The organism is Stenotrophomonas sp. GD03877, assembly GCF_029840555.1.
In the GTDB taxonomy this organism is placed as follows: Bacteria; Pseudomonadota; Gammaproteobacteria; order Xanthomonadales; family Xanthomonadaceae; genus Stenotrophomonas; species Stenotrophomonas geniculata.
Genome location: NZ_JAOCCT010000002.1, coordinates 34,332 through 52,540, shown reverse-complemented (window position 1 = coordinate 52,540; position 18,209 = coordinate 34,332). Strand labels below are relative to the sequence as shown.

At 69.1% G+C, this 18,209-nt stretch carries 15 protein-coding genes; 11 read left to right on the top strand and 4 right to left on the bottom strand.

Annotated elements, in window-relative coordinates; translation table 11 throughout:
* The first annotated feature begins 18 nt into the window (after positions 1–18).
* The 7 genes from N5D20_RS01450 to N5D20_RS01420 are packed head-to-tail and all read left to right on the top strand — an operon-like array spanning position 19 to position 9,043.
* Entirely contained in the window at positions 19–1,353 is a 1,335-nt protein-coding gene (locus tag N5D20_RS01450) for a TldD/PmbA family protein (protein WP_019336350.1), read from the top strand.
* Positions 1,353–2,060, top strand: coding sequence for a DUF4159 domain-containing protein (locus N5D20_RS01445; RefSeq protein ID WP_043400817.1), 708 nt, complete (start codon positions 1,353–1,355; stop codon positions 2,058–2,060). Before N5D20_RS01450 ends, N5D20_RS01445 begins: the two co-directional genes overlap by 1 nt.
* Before the next feature lie 16 nt (positions 2,061–2,076).
* On the top strand, positions 2,077–3,060 hold the full coding sequence (locus N5D20_RS01440) for a MoxR family ATPase (protein WP_197578542.1): 984 nt from the start codon (positions 2,077–2,079) through the stop codon (positions 3,058–3,060).
* A gap of 7 nt (positions 3,061–3,067) precedes the next feature.
* Positions 3,068–3,964 carry a DUF58 domain-containing protein gene (locus tag N5D20_RS01435; protein ID WP_197578541.1) on the top strand — a complete coding sequence of 299 codons (897 nt, stop codon included), beginning with the start codon at positions 3,068–3,070 and terminating at the stop codon, positions 3,962–3,964.
* Positions 3,961–5,082, top strand: a complete 1,122-nt coding sequence (locus tag N5D20_RS01430) for a BatA domain-containing protein (protein WP_197578540.1) — start codon at positions 3,961–3,963, stop codon at positions 5,080–5,082. Before N5D20_RS01435 ends, N5D20_RS01430 begins: the two co-directional genes overlap by 4 nt.
* Entirely contained in the window at positions 5,079–7,238 is a 2,160-nt protein-coding gene (locus N5D20_RS01425; RefSeq protein ID WP_197578539.1) for a hypothetical protein, read from the top strand. The genes N5D20_RS01430 and N5D20_RS01425 overlap by 4 nt, the downstream gene beginning before the upstream one ends.
* Positions 7,235–9,043, top strand: coding sequence for a hypothetical protein (locus N5D20_RS01420; protein ID WP_197578538.1), 1,809 nt, complete (start codon positions 7,235–7,237; stop codon positions 9,041–9,043). Before N5D20_RS01425 ends, N5D20_RS01420 begins: the two co-directional genes overlap by 4 nt.
* A 102-nt stretch (positions 9,044–9,145) precedes the next feature.
* On the opposite strand, the gene N5D20_RS01415 is transcribed toward N5D20_RS01420, so the two are convergent.
* Together N5D20_RS01415 and N5D20_RS01410 are read right to left on the bottom strand one after the other, a co-directional pair.
* Positions 9,146–9,820: a hypothetical protein gene (locus N5D20_RS01415; protein ID WP_197578537.1), complete on the bottom strand. Its 675-nt coding sequence runs from the start codon at positions 9,818–9,820 to the stop codon at positions 9,146–9,148.
* Positions 9,821–9,858: 38 nt separating this feature from the next.
* Positions 9,859–10,377 (bottom strand): hypothetical protein, encoded by a 519-nt coding sequence (locus N5D20_RS01410; RefSeq protein ID WP_197578536.1) that lies wholly within the window; start codon positions 10,375–10,377, stop codon positions 9,859–9,861.
* A gap of 239 nt (positions 10,378–10,616) precedes the next feature.
* On the opposite strand from N5D20_RS01410, the gene N5D20_RS01405 reads away from it, so the two are divergent.
* The 4 genes from N5D20_RS01405 to N5D20_RS01390 all read left to right on the top strand — a co-directional run bounded on the left by N5D20_RS01405 (position 10,617) and on the right by N5D20_RS01390 (position 15,715).
* Complete coding sequence (locus N5D20_RS01405) at positions 10,617–11,720, top strand: hypothetical protein (protein ID WP_197578571.1); 1,104 nt, start codon at positions 10,617–10,619, stop codon at positions 11,718–11,720.
* A 93-nt stretch (positions 11,721–11,813) separates the two neighbouring features.
* Entirely contained in the window at positions 11,814–14,303 is a 2,490-nt protein-coding gene (locus N5D20_RS01400) for a DEAD/DEAH box helicase (RefSeq protein WP_197578535.1), read from the top strand.
* Positions 14,300–15,322, top strand: a complete 1,023-nt coding sequence (locus N5D20_RS01395) for a ribonuclease H-like domain-containing protein (protein ID WP_197578534.1) — start codon at positions 14,300–14,302, stop codon at positions 15,320–15,322. Before N5D20_RS01400 ends, N5D20_RS01395 begins: the two co-directional genes overlap by 4 nt.
* Before the next feature lie 66 nt (positions 15,323–15,388).
* Positions 15,389–15,715 carry an I78 family peptidase inhibitor gene (locus N5D20_RS01390; RefSeq protein WP_197578533.1) on the top strand — a complete coding sequence of 109 codons (327 nt, stop codon included), beginning with the start codon at positions 15,389–15,391 and terminating at the stop codon, positions 15,713–15,715.
* A gap of 39 nt (positions 15,716–15,754) precedes the next feature.
* On the opposite strand, the gene N5D20_RS01385 is transcribed toward N5D20_RS01390, so the two are convergent.
* Entirely contained in the window at positions 15,755–17,746 is a 1,992-nt protein-coding gene (locus N5D20_RS01385; protein WP_197579499.1) for a M56 family metallopeptidase, read from the bottom strand.
* A gap of 3 nt (positions 17,747–17,749) precedes the next feature.
* Complete coding sequence (locus N5D20_RS01380; protein ID WP_019661969.1) at positions 17,750–18,136, bottom strand: BlaI/MecI/CopY family transcriptional regulator; 387 nt, start codon at positions 18,134–18,136, stop codon at positions 17,750–17,752.
* Positions 18,137–18,209 lie beyond the last annotated feature (73 nt).

Genomic DNA, 18,209 nt, shown 5'->3' with positions numbered 1-18,209 from the left:
GTCAGGAGCCCTTACACCATGAGTATCTTCACCGAAGCCCAGGCCAAGGCCATCCTCGACAAGGTCATCGCCCTGTCCAAGGCCGACGAGTGCACTGCCGTGCTGGCCGGCGCGATCAGCGGCAACATTCGTTTCGCGCTGAACAATGTCTCCACCAGTGGCATCGTCGACAACACCGAGCTGGCGGTCACCGTCGCCTTCGGCAAGCGCGTCGGCACGGCCTCGATCAACGAGTTCGACGACGCCGCGCTGGAACGCGTGGTGCGCCGTGCCGAGGACCTGGCCCGGCTGGCGCCGGAGAACCCGGAGTTCATGCCGGCCATCGGCAAGCAGAGCTACCGCGCCAGCCCGACGTTCAGCGAGTCCACTGCAGCGATTGATCCGGCCTTCCGCGCCAAGGTCGCCGCCGATTCGATCGCTCCTTGCCGTGGCCATGGGCTGATTGCCGCCGGTTTTCTCGAAGACGGCCAGGGCTTCCAGGCCACCGCCAACAGCAACGGCAACTTCGCCTACCAGCGCACGACCAACTTCGACTACACCTGCACCGTGCGTACCGAAGATGGCCGTGGTTCGGGCTGGGTTGGCCGCAACCTGAAGGATGCCGCCGACTTCAAGGCCGACCAGGACATCCGCATCGCCATGCGCAAGGCCACCGAATCGGCCGAAGCCAAGGCGCTGGAACCGGGCAAGTACACGGTGATCCTGGAGCCCGCCGCGGCCGCCGGCCTGATCAGCTTCATGATGAACTTCTTCAGCGCACGCTCGGCCGATGAAGGCCGCAGCTTCCTGTCGAAGAAGGGCGGTGGCAACAAGCTGGGCGAGCAGGTCTACGACCCGCGCGTGACCATGATCGCCGACCCGTGGCATCCGGACGCACCGGTGCTGCCGTGGGATGGCGAAGGCATGCCGCGCGAGCGCATGGCCATCATCGAGAACGGCAAGATCGCCAACCTGGACTACTCGCGCTTCTGGGCGCAGAAGCAGGGCAAGACCGCCAAGGCAACACCGGGCAACCTGCTGATGAGCGGTGGCGACAAGAGCACCGCCGAACTGGTGCGCGGCACCCAGAAGGGCATCCTGGTCACCCGTACCTGGTACATCCGCATGGTCGATCCGCAGACCGTGCTGCTGACCGGCCTCACCCGCGACGGCACCTTCTACATCGAGAACGGCCAGATCAAGCACCCGGTGAAGAACTTCCGCTTCAACGAATCGCCGGTGATCATGCTCAACAACATCGAAGAGCTGGGCAAGCCGGTGCGCGTGGCCGGTGATGAATCCAGCTACGTGATGATGATCCCGCCGATGAAGCTGCGCGATTTCACCTTCACCTCGCTGTCCGACGCGGTCTGATGGATCGCCGGGCCTGCCTGCGCTGGTTGGCCGCTGCCGCTTCGGCGGCGGCGCTGCCGGCCTTCGCGCAGGCAGGCCCGCGCAGTTCGCGCTACGACTTCTGGTTCACCCGCCTGCAGTACGACTCCGGCGACTGGGACGTGGACGCGCGCATGCCGTCCAACCTGATCACCTCGCTGATCGACTACACCTCGCTGCGCGTGGACCCGCAGGAACACGTGGTAGCGCTGGCCGACCCGCGCATGCTGGAAGCGCCGTTCTGCTACCTGGCCGGGCACACGCTGGTGGAGTTCAACGCCGCCGAGCGACAGAACTTCGTGCGCTATGTGCGTAATGGCGGCTTCGTCTTCGTCGACGACTGCAACCACGATATCGACGGCCTGTTCGCCACCTCGTTCGAAGCGCAGATGGGTCGCCTGTTTGGTCCCAAAGCACTGCAGAAGCTGCCCAACAGCCACCCGCTGTACCGCAGTTTCTTCCGTTTCCCCGACGGCCCGCCCGCCACCAGCTTCGAGCTCAACGGCTGGGGCGACGACCTGGTGCACGACTACCTGAAGGGCATCGAGGTCGACGGCCGCCTGGGCCTGCTCTACAGCAACAAGGACTATGGCTGCGAGTGGGACTACGACTGGCGCAACAAGCGCTTCCTGGCCGAGGACAACACCCGCTTCGGCGTCAACATCGTGATGTACGCGTTGAACAATTGATAGGACCTGCACGCCCATGACCTCCCCCGACCTCGATACCCTGCTGCCGCGCCTGCACGATCTGCGCGCTGCGCTCGCACGCGCCGTGGTGGGCCAGAACACCGTGGTCGAGCAGCTGCTGATCGGCCTGCTGGCCGGTGGCCACTGCCTGCTGGAAGGTGCGCCCGGGCTCGGCAAGACCCTGCTGGTGCGCTCGCTCGGCCAGGCACTGGAGCTGCAGTTCCGGCGCGTGCAGTTCACCCCGGATCTGATGCCCAGCGACATCCTCGGCACCGAGCTGCTGGAGGAAGACCACGGTACGGGCCATCGCCATTTCCGCTTCCAGCAGGGCCCCATCTTCACCAACCTGCTACTGGCCGACGAGCTCAACCGTACCCCGCCCAAGACCCAGGCCGCACTGCTGGAAGCCATGCAGGAACGCACGGTCAGCTACGCCGGCACCACCTACGCATTGCCCGCGCCGTTCTTCGTGCTGGCCACGCAGAACCCGATCGAGCAGGCCGGCACCTACCCGCTGCCGGAAGCACAGCTGGATCGTTTTCTGCTGCACGTTCTGGTGGATTACCCCAGCGAAGACGAGGAACGGCAGATCCTGGAACAAACCACCGGCGGCACCACCGACGCGGTACCGAAGGTGATGGACGCCGAGGCGGTGATCGCGCTGCAGGCTGCGGTACGCCAGGTGCATGTCAGCCCGGATGTGCTGGCCTGGATCACCCGCCTGGTGCGCGCCAGCCGCCCCGGCGACGGCGCACCGGCGGCCATCAACCAATGGGTGAAGTGGGGCGCCGGCCCGCGCGCCGGGCAATCGCTGGTGCTGGCGGCGAAAGCACGCGCACTGCTGCAGGGCCGGTTCGCCGCCACCCGCGAGGATGTGCAGGCACTGGCCGCGCCGGTGATGCGCCATCGCCTGCTGCTCTCGTTCGCCGCCGAGGCCGAGCAGAAGCGTGCCGACGACGTGGTCGCTGCGCTGCTGCAGGCCGTGCCGTTCCCGGGTTGATCCTCGCGTGAACGCCGATACCCCGCTGACGTTGCCACCGGAACTGCGTGCGCGCCTGCGCATGCTGCGGTTGCGGCCGCGCCTGGCCAGCGGGGCGAGCGGCATTGGCCAGCACGCCAGCCGCAGCCGCGGTGCCGGTCTCGAATTCGCCCAGTACCGTGCCTACGAGCCCGGCGACGAACTGCGCCAGATCGACTGGAAGCTGTATGCCCGCTCGGATCGCTTCTTCGTGCGCGAATCCGAACGCGAAAGCCCGATCACGGTCTGGCTGCTGCTCGACGCCACCGCTTCGGCCAACCAGGTGGATCGCGCGGCACCGCGGCGCACGCGCCTGGACCACATGCGCGGGGTGGCCGCCTGCGCGGTTGAACTGGCCCTGCAACAGGGCGACCGCTTTGGCCTGCTGGCAATCAATGGCGATGGACTGCAACTTGTGCCCGCGGCGAACGGCGCACGCCAGCGGGATCGCGTGCACCTGCAGCTGCATGCCCTGCAGGCGCGCGGCGCCTGGCCTGCTGCTGATCGCCTTCGGCCGCTGTGGGAGCGCGTTCGCCCGGGGGATCTGCTGCTGGCGATCGGCGACGGCTTCGACGACGCCGGCATCGTGTTGCTGGAACAGCTGGCCGGCGCACGCCGCGAAGTGGCACTGTTGCAGATCCTCACCGCCGACGAGCGCGACTTCCCGTTCGATGCCAGCCATCGCTTCCGCGACCCGGAAACCGGCGAGGAACTGCTGGGCGATGGTGCGGCGATCCGCGCTGACTACCTGCAGCGCTTCGCCGACGCACGCAGCGCGTTGCAGTCGCGCCTGCAGGCCAGCGGCATCGCCAGTGCCACCGGCTGGCTCGACCAGCCGCTGGATCAACCACTGCAGGCGCTGTTCGGGCGTGGGGGCGGTGCATGATCCTGCTGTTCCCGTTGGGCCTGGCCGCGCTCGCCGCAGGGCTGTTGCCGTTGTTGATTCATCTGGCCCGGCGCCATCCGTATACGCCGCTGGATTTCGCCGCGCTGCGCTGGCTGCGTGCACAGATCCGGCCGCGCCAGCGCATCCGCTTCGATGACTGGCCGTTGCTGCTGGTGCGGCTGTTACTACTGGTAGCCTTGGCGCTGTTGCTGGCGCGGCCCGCGCTGACCGGCCCGGTGGCGCCCCCCGCTGCATGGACCGTGGTAGCGCCGGAACTGGATGCCATGGCACTGCGTGGAACGGCCAAGGATGGCAACTGGCACTGGCTGGCACCTGGCTTCCCCACCATCGACCAGGCGCCACCCGCCTCAACCGCCTCCCTGCCCAGCCTGCTGCGCGAACTGGACGCGCAGCTGCCTACCGGTACTGCCTTGACCGCGCATGTGCCCGATCCGCTGCCCGGCCTGGACGGTGCACGCCTGCAGCTGTCACGCGATGTGCAATGGCGGCCACAGCCGTTGCCGGTCACCGGGCAGCATCCCGCGGCGCCCTCGCCGCGACTGCGCGTGCAAAGCGGGGCGTCGGCCACAGCCCAGCACTGGCTGGATGCGCTGCAACGCGCGTGGGGCGCACAGGCAGCGCTCGCACCGCTGGCAGCAGATGCCCTGCCCGGACGCGGCGAAATCGGCGTATGGAGTCGCAGCGATGCACTGCCGGCGAATTGGCAGGCGTGGCTGCGCGACGGCGGCCACGTTCTGGCAGCCGCCCAGCCCAGCGCGGAGGCGAACGTGCGGCTGCGCGATGCCGACGGCAAACCACTGCTGTGGCAGCAACGCATCGGCCAAGGCCAACTGCTGTCGCTGCCCGGCGACTGGAATGCCGCCAGCAACACAGCGCTGCGTGATCCACAGTTGCCGCGTGCCCTGCTGCTGGCCCTGCAACCGCCTGCGCCGCCTCGCCTGGGCGATGCGCAGGACCAGGCACCACGCCGGGCCGTACTGCCTGCCACAACGCCCCCCGTGCGTGAACCAACCGCCTGGCTGCTGCTGGCCATCGTGCTGCTGTTCGCCCTGGAACGCTGGATGGCCAGCAGTGCCCGGCGCAGGGTGGCGGCATGAACGCGTTGCAGCGTGCCTGGCAGCGCGCGCGGCGCCGGTGCGCCCTGATCACCCTGTTGCTTGGCCTGCCGTTGGCGCTGGCCGCCACCGCGCTGGCGCTGCGCCTGGCCGGCTTCGATCCGGCCTGCGTGGTTGGCACGCTCGTCGTGCTCGCCTGCGCCGCCGTTGCGACGGCGCGTGCCCGCCGGCTCGACCGTCAGTGGCTGCAGCGGCAACTTGATGCCAGTGGCACCAGCGAGGACAGCGCGGATCTGCTGTTCGCCGAGCCCGCCACGCTCAATCCGCTGCAGCAGCGCCAACGCACGCACGTGCTGGCCACGCTGGAGCGCCACATGCCGGAGCTGCGACCGCGCTGGCCACGCGCGGCGCTGGCCCTGTGCTGGATTGCGGGCCTGACCATCGCACTGCTGGCGCTCGGCTGGCCGCGCTCGAACAGTGGCCCCGCCGCCGTTGCACCCACGGCGCACGACAACGCCATGCCCGCACGTCCGCTGCACCTGCAGTCCACCCGCCTGCGCGTCGACGCGCCGGCCTACACCGGCCAGGCTACGCTCACCCAGAATGCACTGGATGCCAAGGTTGCCGCCGACAGCCGGCTGTCGTGGTCGTTGCGCTTCGACCGTGCACCGGACAAGGCGTGGCTGCAGTTCCACGATGGCCGACGCCTGCCGCTGAACGAGCAGGACGGGCAATGGCAGGCGCACGACGTGGCACGCGCACCGGCGCTGTATCGCGTGGTGAGCGAACCGGCACTGGCCGAGACCCGCCTGCATCGGCTGGACGTGGTGGCCGACCGTGCACCTTCCGTGCGCGTGCTGGAACCGGGGGCCAGCCTGGTGCTGGCCTCGCCCGGACAGCGCCAATGGTCGCTGCGCTTCGAGGCCAGCGACGACTACGGCGTGGCCGTACAGGCAACGCTGTCGATCACCACCACCCAGGGCAGCGGCGAGAACATCACCTTCGTCCGTCGCAGCGTCAGTCTCACCGGCAGTGGCGCGCCGACAGCGCGACGCTTCGCGCATACGCTCGACCTCGCCGCGTTGGGTGCGCAACCTGGCAACGATGTGATTGCTCAGCTGGAAGTACGCGACAACCATGCACCCGTAGCGCAGGTGGGACGCAGCAACAGCGTCATCCTGCGCCTGCCGAGTGCCGAGATCGCGCTCGGTGCCGAACTGGAAGGCCGCATCAAGAAGACGCTGCCGGCCTACTTCCGCAGCCAGCGCCAGATCATCATCGATGCCGAGGCATTGATCCGGCAGCGACGTGGCCTGGCCGCTGATGACTTCATCAAGCGCAGCGATGCGATCGGTGTCGACCAGCGCATCCTGCGCCTGCGCTACGGCCAGTTCCTGGGCGAGGAAAGCGAAGGCGCACCGAAGCCGCCGCCGACCAGTGATCTGCCCACCAGCGATGCGCCCACCGCAGATGACCACGACGACGAGCACGACCATGGCGCGCAGGCCGGTGCGCACGACGACCATGGCCATGATCATGGCGGTACAGCCAACGCAGATACTCCGCCGGTGTTCGGCAGCGCGACCGACGTGCTTTCCGAGTACGGACACACCCACGACCATGCCGAGGCGGCCACCCTGCTCGATCCGCAGACCCGTGCCACGCTGAAGGCCGCACTGGACCAGATGTGGTCGGCCGAAGGCGAGCTGCGCCAGGGCCGCCCGGAGCAGGCGCTGCCCTTCGCCTACAAGGCGCTGGGCTTCATCAAGCAGGTGCAGCAGGCCGAGCGCATCTACCTGGCCCGGGTCGGGCCGGAGCTGCCACCCATCGATGAAAGTCGCCGCCTGGGCGGTGATCGCGCCGGGCTGGCCAGTCGCGAACTGCCGTTGGCCGCGCGCACGCCGCCGGACCCGGCCATTGTCGAAGCCTGGCAGCGTCTCGGCGATGACATCGGCACACCCGATCTGGATGCGCTCGCTACCTGGCAGCAACGCAACGCTGCCTACCTGCCCGATGCACTCGACCTGGCTGCCGCCATCGAACAGCTGCGCATCGAGCCTGGCTGCCGCGACTGCCGCCAGCGCCTGCGTGCGCGGCTGTGGCGTGCCCTGCAGCGTCCGTTGCCGCAGGTGATGCGGCGCAGTGCAGCCGATGCGATGGGGCAACGGTATCTCGACGCGCTGGAGGCAACGCCATGAACGCCCCCGGATCGAGCCTGTGGATTGCGCTGGCACTCGCCCTGGTCGTGGTCATCGCCAGCCTGCGCCAGTTACGTGGAAGCACAACGCACCCAGGCCGCCGCTGGATCGGCATCGCGCTGCAGATCGCCGCTGCCACGCTGCTGTATTTCTGCCTGGTACCTCCTACGCATCAGCGACCTGCCGCTGGCCTGGTCGTGCTCGGCGCCGAGGCCGACAAGGCGGGTGCGCTGCCAGCCAGCGAAGGTCCGCTGCTGCTGTTGCCGGAAGCGGGCGATGTACCTGGTGGGCAGCGTATCCCCGACTTGGCCACCGCGCTGCGCCAACACCCCGCCTCCACGCTCACCCTCGTTGGCGCCGGCCTGGCTGCGCGCGATCGCGACGCGGAACTGCCAGGCGACGTGCGTTGGCAGGCGGCACCCGGACCGCGCGGCTGGGTCGCCCTGCAGCCACCGGCCGACGTTGCTCCCGGCGGACGCTTCGAGGTACAGGCGCAGGCGGGTGGCACGGCAAAGGCGAAGGCCGAGTTGCTGGACCCGGCCGACACTGTGGTCGATCGCGCGGACGTTGCCGAGGAAGGTCGCGTCCAGCTCAGCGGCATCGCCCGCGCCGAAGGCCGCAGCGTATTCCGGCTGCGCCTGCTCGACGCCGAAGGCCACGTGGTGGATACCGTACCGGTGCCGCAGCAGACGTTGCCGGCAGCGCCCCTGCGCCTGTTGGTGCGTGCCAGCGCGCCCGGCCCGGAACTGAAGTACCTGCGGCGTTGGGCCGCCGACGCGGGCCTGCGCGTGCAGGCGCAGGCCGATACCGGTGCCGGGCTCAGCGTGGGCGATGGCGTGGTCCCGATCGATGCCGCAATGCTGGCGCGCAGCGACCTGCTGCTGCTGGACGAACGCAGCCTGGCTGCCTTGAGTGCAGGCCAGCTGGCCGCCGTGCGCCAGGCGCTGCGCGACGGCCTGGGTGTACTGGTACGCAGTGCGGGGGCACCTTCGGCCAGCGCGCGACAGCGCCTGCATGATCTTGGCCTGACCGTTCAGGGCGATGGCAGCAGCCACGCCCTCGAACTACCCAGCGACGGTGACAGCGCAGTCCTTGCCGCGCGCCGTGGCCCGCTTGCCGCCGGCACACTGCCGACCGGCTACGGCGAAGAGGCCGACCGCAGCTCGCACAGCGCCGCGCTGCCTTCACTGGAAGCACTGGCGTTGCAGGCGCCGGGCAGTAACGCGCTGCTGCACGATCGGGGCGGCAAGGCCGTCGGCGGCTGGCGCGCGGCCGGCAAGGGCCGCATCGGCCTGCTGCCAATCACCGACAGCTGGCGTTGGGTATTGGCCGGTCGCGATGACCGCCACGGCGAACTGTGGAGCGGCGTGGTGGCCACGCTGGCGCGCGCACAGGGCAGCGATGATGCGCTGTGGTCGCCGCGGTCGATTGCCTGGACAGGAGAGCGGCAGGCGCTGTGTGGCGTGCAGGCGCCGCTGCAGGCCTTCAACCCGCGTGGTGACAGCGTGCCGCTGATCGTCGATGGTGCGACATCGGCACTGCGGTGCGCCGGTTGGTGGCCAGGTGGCGCAGGTTGGCAGCGCCTGCAGCACGGTGACACTACCATCTGGCGCTATGCATTCGACCCGAAGGACGCAGCTGCACTGCATCTGCAGGCGATGATCGATGCGACCACGCAGGCGCTGGCCCGCAGCATGCCCGCGAATGCACAGGCCACGCAGCCGGTGCCGGGTTCGCGCTGGCCATGGTGGCTGGCCTTCGTGCTGTGCGCCGCGCTGCTGTGGTGGCTGGAACGGCGGCGGTAACTTCGGGGTCGGATCCCTTTCGCGAGCGAAAGGGCTCTGACCCCAGCCGACTGGATCGCAAACAGCATCCACCCATGGCGTGGATATGCTGGCCTGCGCCCTTCAACGTTTTCCCGCGCGCCGGTACACGCCGTTGAAGCGCACGTTCATGCCACCACACTCGCTGTTGTCGGCCACGATCAGCACCTCGCCCAGCGAGTGCACGCGCACCCTGCAGGTGTCCTCGACGAATTCCACATCGGCGCCACGCGGCGTCGCGCGTGCGTCCACCTGGCCGATGTTCGGCCCATACGGGCGCTGCTCCGGGGTGGGGTTGGCGGACGGCCAGTAGGCATCACCTTGCACGTGCAGCTGCCCGCCCTGCACCGAGATGCGCAGACCGTTGTCGCCATCCTTCCAGTCGCCCACCCAGTCCTGCAGCGACGGTGTGCGGACCGGCAACGCCTGCAGCTTGCTGCGGTCAACCCACCCGGCGCTGCCGCCCACCTTGTTCGGGAAGAACGCACAGCGATAGCTCCCCAGGTCGCGCCCGGTCACCAGCGTATCGCCACTCACCACGTAGCTGCGCTGGCGACAGGCCGGCTCGCCCTTGGCCGGGCAGCCGTCCATGTCGCCCAGCAGGTACAGGCGGGGAGCACCCACCACCTTGGCCAGGGCAAAGCCCGATTGCTCTGAAGGAAACGCGCCGTTGCGGCAGGAACCCTCGTCAGCCAGGTCACTGGTGATGGCAGCGAACGGGCTCAGCGTCGCGAGCAGGATCAGGGAGCGCAGCAGCATCCAGGCAGCCTCGAGGGGGAACCGCCGAAGGATACGCCCTACTTCACCGGCGGTGCGTCACAACCGTCCTGCTCCTGGCAGAACTGCAACGCGCGCCGCTGCTGCTCGGCGCTGAGCTCGGGCGGCGGCCGCGCGACCGCCGCCTGGATCTGCGAGGGGCCACCGGTGAGCTTGTTCACACCCTTGGCAGCCGCCATCACGCCCTTCACCACGCCCATCATGATGTAGCCGCCGCCCATGCTGACCTGCTCCGGCGACGGTGGTTCACTCCAGTCGCGGCTGAAGCGGTTGTCGCCGAACTTCACCGGATTCCTGAAGCGGTACAGGTCCAGCGGCTCGTCTTCCGGCTTGAGTGCGCGCACCTCGCCAAGGGTGGTGACGTCGTCCTGCGGCAGGGTGGTGGAAACCGGCGCGGTGGTTGCCGCCGGCGCATCCGCAGCGGCTGCAGGCACGGGCACGGGCACTGCTACCGGCGCTGCCTGCTGCGCCTGCGCGATGCCCGCCAGCAACAGGCTGGCCAGCAGTGCTCCCTGCGTTCCACGTCGTACCACAGCCATCCACCCTGTTGGTTGCGTCCAGTGAACAAGGATACGGATGCGGGCTTCAGATTTCGTTGGCATCGGCAGGGGCATTCAGGGTGTGTCACGCATCATCGCTGCGCGGCCCTGGCGCCGAAGTTTGCAACGAACTTCATTCCCCCCGTGGGATGGAGACGGCATCCTGCGGTTTTCCCGGTAAGGCCCTCGCTGATGACAGCTTCCTCCACACGCCTGCCGCGTCGGCCGGTCGCCTGCTGATGTCGCGCGCAGCAGTACTGGTGGGTCTGGCGGTCGTGTGCCTGATGGTCGTCGCGGGCGTCGCCGAATGGACATCGCGTGTCCGTGCAGGCCTCGCCTCGCTGCGCCGGAGCAGCACGCTGCGGACGCTGGGCGCGGACGAGAACATGGCACTGGCACCGGTGCGCGCGTTGACCGGCTGCGACCATGACGACCAGGTAAAGCGGCTGCGCGGGGTGTTCACCGGGGGGGCATGCTGGAACAACTTCCCGGTTGGTGACGGCCTGCTGGGTGGAGTTCCCGTCCTAGTTCCAAGGCAGGCATGGCCCTACCTCTCGGAAGACAATGAAGCCGAAGTGGTTCTGGACAAACGCGTGGCGGTGGTGGTGCGTCTCAACGGCTTCAGTATCGCTGCTGCACGGCCGGATGCAGCCACCAGCCGCGTCTGTGGCGAACGCCTGGAGACACCCGAAGAAGTCTCGATGCGACGGGGCCCCCGCCTGCGCCCTTCCCCACTGCTGATTGCCGCACTGGCGCTGTGGGCCGCCACCGGCGTCCCGGGCCTGCTCGCCATGCCGTTGCTCGCCATCGCCGGTCTTGCAGCCTGGCTGGGCTTCCCTCGCCGCAACGGCCCTGCGACAGCGCAGCGCGTGCTGCGGGTACGCGGGCGCCTGCGCGTGTATCAGCGTACTGCCCAGACGTCACGGGTGTGGTTGCTGGGCAATGACCGGCGTGTGCAGCTTCCAGAGAAATGGGAGCACGCTGCGGCATTCTCCCGCGGGCGCTCGATGCTGCTGGAAGTGCGCACCTGCGATGGATGGGTACTCGGCGCGGGCACGGCATGGTGCCTGGCCAGCGACCGACAGCGCTATCCGCCCACGGGAGGGTTCTGGCAACTGGCGTGGCTGGGCCTGTTGTTGTGCGTGCTGGTCTTCGGCGCCGCCTGGATGCCGTTGTCGCAGCGCCTGGAACTGGGCTGGCCGCTTGCGTCTGGCTGGCGGGCGGCGGCATTGCTGGCGTTGGGCTGGCACGCGGTGCGGTTTGTGATCTGCATGGTGCAGTTTCACCGCCGCAACGAGGCGCTTGACGCGGACATCGCGCAGCGTCCGGACCCGTGGCACTGAACGGTTCACGCCCTTCGCGCGCGATGTCTCACATCCTGAGACGTGGATGTGGTGCCATGTGACCCCTCGCAATCCGTCCCGGCTCCACTTTCCATGGCCTACGAACTCGCCAAGCGCACCGCCGACGCCGAGCAGAAGCTCGCTACCCGCGACGGCCTGCCCGCGCGCGACGGCGCCCTGCTCAGTGCGCGCCTGCAGCGCCGCTACCACGACCGCATCACCGGCAGCTTCGCCATTCCCGGCCGCGAGGGCCGCTACGCGCCCCTTCCCGATTCAGTGCCGCCGGCCCTGGCTGCCGCGCTGAAGGCCCGTGGCATCGAACAGCTCTACAGCCACCAGGCCGAGGCGTGGGAGGCCAGCCAGCGCGGCGAACACGTCGCCATCGTCACCCCCACCGCCAGCGGCAAGTCGCTGTGCTACACCCTGCCGGTAGTCAGCGCGGCCATGCAGGGCAAAGCCAAGGCGCTGTACCTGTTCCCGACCAAGGCACTGGCCCAGGACCAGGTGGCCGAGCTGCTGGAACTCAACCGCGCTGGCGACCTCGGGGTGAAGGCCTTCACCTTCGACGGCGACACCCCCGGCGATGCACGCCAGGCCATCCGCCTGCACGGCGACATCGTGGTCTCCAACCCGGACATGCTGCACCAGGCGATCCTGCCGCATCACACCAAGTGGGCGCAGTTCTTCGAGAACCTGCGCTACATCGTCATCGACGAAGTGCACACCTACCGCGGGGTGTTCGGCAGCCATGTCAGCAATGTACTGCGGCGGCTCAAGCGCATCTGCGCGTTCTATGGCGTGCAACCGCAGTTCATCCTGTGCTCGGCCACCATCGGCAACCCGCAGGCACATGCCGAGGCGCTGATCGAAGCGCCGGTCACCGCCATCACCGAATCCGGTGCGCCCAGCGGGCCGAAGCAGGTGCTGCTGTGGAACCCGCCGGTGATCAATCCGGACCTGGGCCTGCGCGCCTCGGCGCGATCGCAGAGCAACCGCATCGCGCGCATCGCGATCAAGTCCGGGCTGAAGACCCTGGTGTTCGCGCAGACACGCCTGATGGTGGAAGTGCTGACCAAGTACCTGAAGGATATTTTCGACCACGACCCGCGCAAGCCGCCGCGCATCCGCGCCTACCGCGGTGGCTACCTGCCCACCGAGCGGCGTGAGACCGAGCGCGCGATGCGTGCCGGCAACATCGACGGCATCGTCAGCACCTCGGCGCTGGAACTGGGCGTGGATATCGGCAGCCTGGACGTGGTCATCCTCAACGGCTACCCCGGCAGCGTGGCCGCCACCTGGCAGCGCTTCGGCCGCGCCGGTCGCCGCCAGCAGCCCGCGCTGGGGGTGATGGTGGCCAGTTCGCAGCCGCTGGACCAGTACGTGGTGCGCCATCCGGACTTCTTCGCCGAGGCCTCGCCCGAGCACGCGCGCATCGCGCCGGACCAGCCGCTGATCCTGTTCGACCATATCCGCTGCGCAGCGTTCGAACTGCCGTTCCGGGTCGGCGATGGCTTCGGCCCGATCGATCCGGAAGTGTTCCTGGAAGCGCTGGCCGAAACCGAAGTCATCCACCGCGAAGGCGAGCGCTGGGAATGGATCGCCGACAGCTACCCGGCCAACGCGGTCAGCCTGCGCGCCGTGGCCGACGGCAACTTCGTGGTGGTCGACCGCAGCGATGGCCGCCAGCAGATCATCGCCGAGGTCGACTATTCCGCGGCCGCGCTCACGCTGTATGAAGGCGCGATCCACATGGTGCAGTCCACCCCGTACCAGGTGGAAACGCTGGACTGGGAGGGCCGCAAGGCCTACGTCACGCGCACGCATGTGGATTACTACACCGACAGCATCGACTTCACCAAGCTCAAGGTACTGGACCGCTTCGATGGCGGCGTGGCCGGCCGTGGCGATTCGCACCACGGCGAAGTGCACGTGGTGCGCCGCGTGGCCGGCTACAAGAAGATCCGCTATTACACCCACGAGAACATCGGCTACGGCCCGGTGAACCTGCCCGACCAGGAGCTGCACACCACTGCGGTCTGGTGGCAGCTGCCACAGGCGCTGCTGCTGCGTGCGTTCGCCAGCAAGCAGGATGCGCTGGATGGTTTTCTCGGCGCCGCCTACGCGCTGCACATCGTCGCCACGGTGGCGGTGATGGCCGATGCGCGCGACCTGCAGAAATCGGTCGGCAACGGCGATGGTTCCTGGTTCGCGATCGCCGACCAGAGTGGCCGTGGCCAGCTGCGCGGCAGCGAAGGTGATCCCGGCATCGTCGAGCTGCTGCAGGAGTTCGTGCCCACCGTGTACCTGTACGACAACTTCCCTGGTGGCGTCGGCCTGAGCGAACCGCTGTGGCAGCGCCAGGCCGAACTGGTGCAGCGCGCGCGCGAACTGGTGCAGCGCTGTGACTGCAAGGCCGGCTGCCCGGCCTGCGTGGGGCCGGTACTGGCGGCGCAGGAGGAAGATCACACCTCGCCGCGTACGCTGGCCCTGCGCGTGCTGGACCTGTTCGACGCAGAGGCATGCCAGCACGTACCGGATGTGCTGGTGACCCCGCGCGAGCCGATGGAGCTGCTGGCACCGTGAGCCTGAGCCTGGACAAGCTGCGCCTGCTGCGGAAACAGGCCGGCGACCCGAAGGCGAGCACGCCGCCCGCGCCCGAGCCAGCAGCCGCCACGATGGCTCCGGTGGCCGCCAACGATGCACGTCAGCCTGCAGCAGAGCGTTCGGTGTTCGCCTGGGTCGAGCAGGAGATCCGTCACAAACCCACCGGCGCGGCGGCACCTGCCACGGCGCCGCCCGCGCTGCGTCGGCCCGAGGTGGGCAGCCTGCATCGCCTGCTCGGCATGCGCTCGCGCGGTGGTGCCGCCCCGGCACGCGCCAGCGCGCAGGATCGGCAGCTGCCCGGCGAAGAGATCGCACCGGGCTTGTTCCTGATCGAATCGCTGCAGCCGCAGGCGATCCCGGCACAACCGCTGTCGCTGGATTTCGCCCGGCGCGAGGGCGAACACGTGGCTGCGCGCGACCTGCTGTTCTTCGATACCGAAACCACCGGCCTGGCTGGCGGCACCGGTACCCGTGCCTTCATGATCGGCGCCGCTGACTGGCACGTGTGCCCGCAACGCGGCGAAGGCCTGCGCATCCGCCAGCTGCTGATGTCCACCATGGCTGCGGAAGACGCGATGCTGGCTACGTTTGCCAGCTGGCTGCAGCCGACCACCGTGTTCTGCAGCTACAACGGCCGCAGCTACGATGCGCCACTGCTGAAGGCACGCTATCGACTGGCCCGCCAGCGTTGCCCGATCACCGCACTGGATCACGTCGACCTGCTCTATCCCACGCGCCGCCGCTATCGCGGCACGTGGGAGAACTGCAAGCTGTCCACCATCGAACGCCAGCTGCTGCGCGTGGTGCGCGAGGACGACCTGCCGGGCTCGGAAGCACCCGGCGCCTGGCTGCGCTTCCTGCGCGGCGGCGATGCGGTGAACCTGCGGCGGGTCGCCGACCACAATCACCAGGACGTGGTGACGCTGGCCCTGCTGCTGCAGCGGCTGGTGCGCGAGGAACAGCGCGAGCGCGAGACGCTGGCATTGGTCGGGCAGTAAGCGTTGACGCGGCCTGACGGTGGCAGCGGTGACACTGCCGCCACCATCCATGCCTGGAGCCCGACGATGCGCCTCAATCCCCTGGCCTTGCTCGCCATCCTGCCCTTGGCCGCCTGCAGTCACGCTGGCAGCAGCACCTCCCACGATCCCGCGCCGACGCCGACGCCGGCGCCCGTGGCCGATACCGCGCACGAATGCAAGCCGGAGGCGCTGGACGCCTTCACCGGCAAGACCGCCGACGAAGCCACGATCAAGAAGCTGGTGGCTGACAGCGGCGCGCGCGGTGCGCGGGTAGTCAAACCCGGCATGGCGGTGACCATGGACTTCCGCCAGGACCGCGTGACCGTGCAGGTGGACGCGCAGAACAAGATCGAGCGCGCCAGCTGCGGTTGATGTCCCAAGGTAGTCCCGGCCGCTGGCCGGCACTACCGATCAGAGGCGCTCGGCCTTGCCGCTGGCCAATGCGCGGGCGATCACCAGCTGCGCCTGCTGTGCCGCCCGCGCGTGCACCTGCGCCTGGCGTTCGCCCAGCGCGGCCTGCTGGCTGCCCAGCGCCGCCTGGCGGCTGGCCAGTTCGGCCTGCTGGCTGGCCAAGCGGTTCATGTCGCGGGTGCGGCTGGACTGTGCGGCCTGGCTGCGGGCTTCCTGCATCGCGCGACGTGCCTCGGCGACCGCCTCACGGGCGGCTTCACGCGCAACTGCGGCGTCGCTGGTCGCCCCGCGTGCCGCCTTCGCGGCTTCGGCGGCGGCTTCGCGATTGATGTCGTGCGCGCTCATCGCACTGCGCGCAGCCTCGACCGCCACCAACGCGATACGGCGCGCCTCCTCACCCTGCAGCCGGCCCATCTCGCCCATCTGCTTGCCGAGTGCGCTCTGCTGGCGACCAAGCGCGCTCTGCTGGCGGCCCAGTGCGCTCTGCTGCTGCCCCAGGTCGGACGCACCCGCGTAGGCACGCTGCAACGACTGGATCAGCATCGGGTCACGCACGATGTAGCGCTCACTGCCCTGGCGGAACCACAGCGCCGGTCCCTTGCCGAGCTGCTTGCGGGCCAGCGTCACGTCGTCGATGCCGCCGTTGGCGAAGGTTGAATCACCATCGACCAGCACGAACGCCTGCGGCGGCGACGTGCCCAGATCCAGCCGCCCGTAGGTGGTGATGGAGGAACTGCGCGAGGTGCTGCGGCCGCCGTCGATGCCGGGGTCGACGTCGACATCCACGTCGACTGCCACATCCGCATCGTCCGGGCCGGACAGCTCCTCGACGTCGGCGGCCTCGGCGGGCGGCGCAGGGGCCACCGGCACCGCCGGCGCGCGCGCCGACATCGGCGGTGCAGGCGGAACCTTCGGCGCCGGCGGCGTGGGCACCACGGCCTTCGGCGCAGCCGGCGGCGCGGACGGTGCAGGCGGCACCGGCGCTGCGACCAGCCGCATCGGCGCCACGCCCACCACCACCACGATGGCCGTCAGGGCCACCGCCAACAGGCGCGGGCAGGACCGGCGCGACTGCAGCGAGAGCAGGCGACGCTTGAGGCTGGTGGCGCTCGGTGCGGCACTGGCCACACCCAGGTGCGGCTGCGGGGCCACGCCCAGCTGCAGCAGCAGGCGGCCATAAGCCTGGCGGCTCGCGCCGTGCTGGCCGACCACGGCCGCATCCACCGCTTCCTCGCGGGCCTGTGCGTATTCGCGCACCGACAGGCGCAGCAGCGGGTGGAAGAAGAACAGGTGCTGCGCCAACGCGGGCAGCAGGCCCCACTGCAGGTCACGCCGCTGCAGGTGCTGCAGTTCGTGGGTCAATGCCAGGTCCAGCGCGTCACCCTGCAGGGCATTGTCGCCGGCCGGCAGCAGCAGCACCGGGCGGAACGGCCCGACCAGCTGCGGCGAGTCCACCTGCGTGCTCATCCACAGCCGCGGTGCAGGGCGCACGCCGTGTGCGTCGGAGGCCAGCTGCAGAGCCTGCACCAGCGCTTCGTCCTCGCAGGGATAGGCGGCAGCCAGCAACGCCCGGCAGCGGCGCCACTCACTGAAAGTGCGCAGGGCCGTCAGCAGTACGCCCGATGCCCATAGCGCAGCCAACGCGACGGCCCACCACGCCACTGCCGGCACGTCCGGTGCAGTCATCGGCATTGTCGCCAGCAGCTCCGCCGAGGCTTCCGGCACCAGTGGGTAGACCAGATCAGCGGCAACGTCAGTGGCGGTCATCGCCACCGCCTGCGGTGCCGGCAGCCAGGCCAACTGCAATGGCTGGCTCCAGAACAGGCCGAGCACGGCCTGCAGCGAGACCAGCCACCACAGGCGGCAGCGGGTGGCCGCCGACAGCGACGGCAGCGCGCGGCACAGGCCATACACCAGGGCCACCAGCAGCACGGTCTGCAGGCTGGTCCAGCCCAGCCGTTCCAGCATCGGGATCAGCATCGTGGTGTCCATGGCTCAGCCCTCGTGGCGACGCGATTGGAGTTGGGCAACCAGCGCTTCCAGCTCGGCCAGCTCGTTGTCGCTGACCTGCTGGCGCTGCGACAGGTAGGCCACGAACGGCGACACCGACCCCTGCAGGGTGTTGTCGACGAACTGGGCCACGGCACCCTGCAGCACGCTCTGCGGGCCACGGGTGGCCTGGTAGCGGTACACGCCGTCCTGCTGCCGGCGCTGAAGATAGCCCTTCGCCCGCAGCCGTTCCATCATCGTCAGCACGGTGGAACGGGCCAGGCCACGGGCCTCGCCGTAGCCGCTGGCGACCTCGCCGACGCTGGCCGGCGCATGTTCATCGATGTACTGCAGCAGGGCCAGTTCCTGGTCCCCGATGGTCTTGCCACGCATGACACCACTCCCTTGACTACACGTGTCGTCACTGTCAGCTTGACGACAACTGTAGTCAACCCCCCGGAAGTCA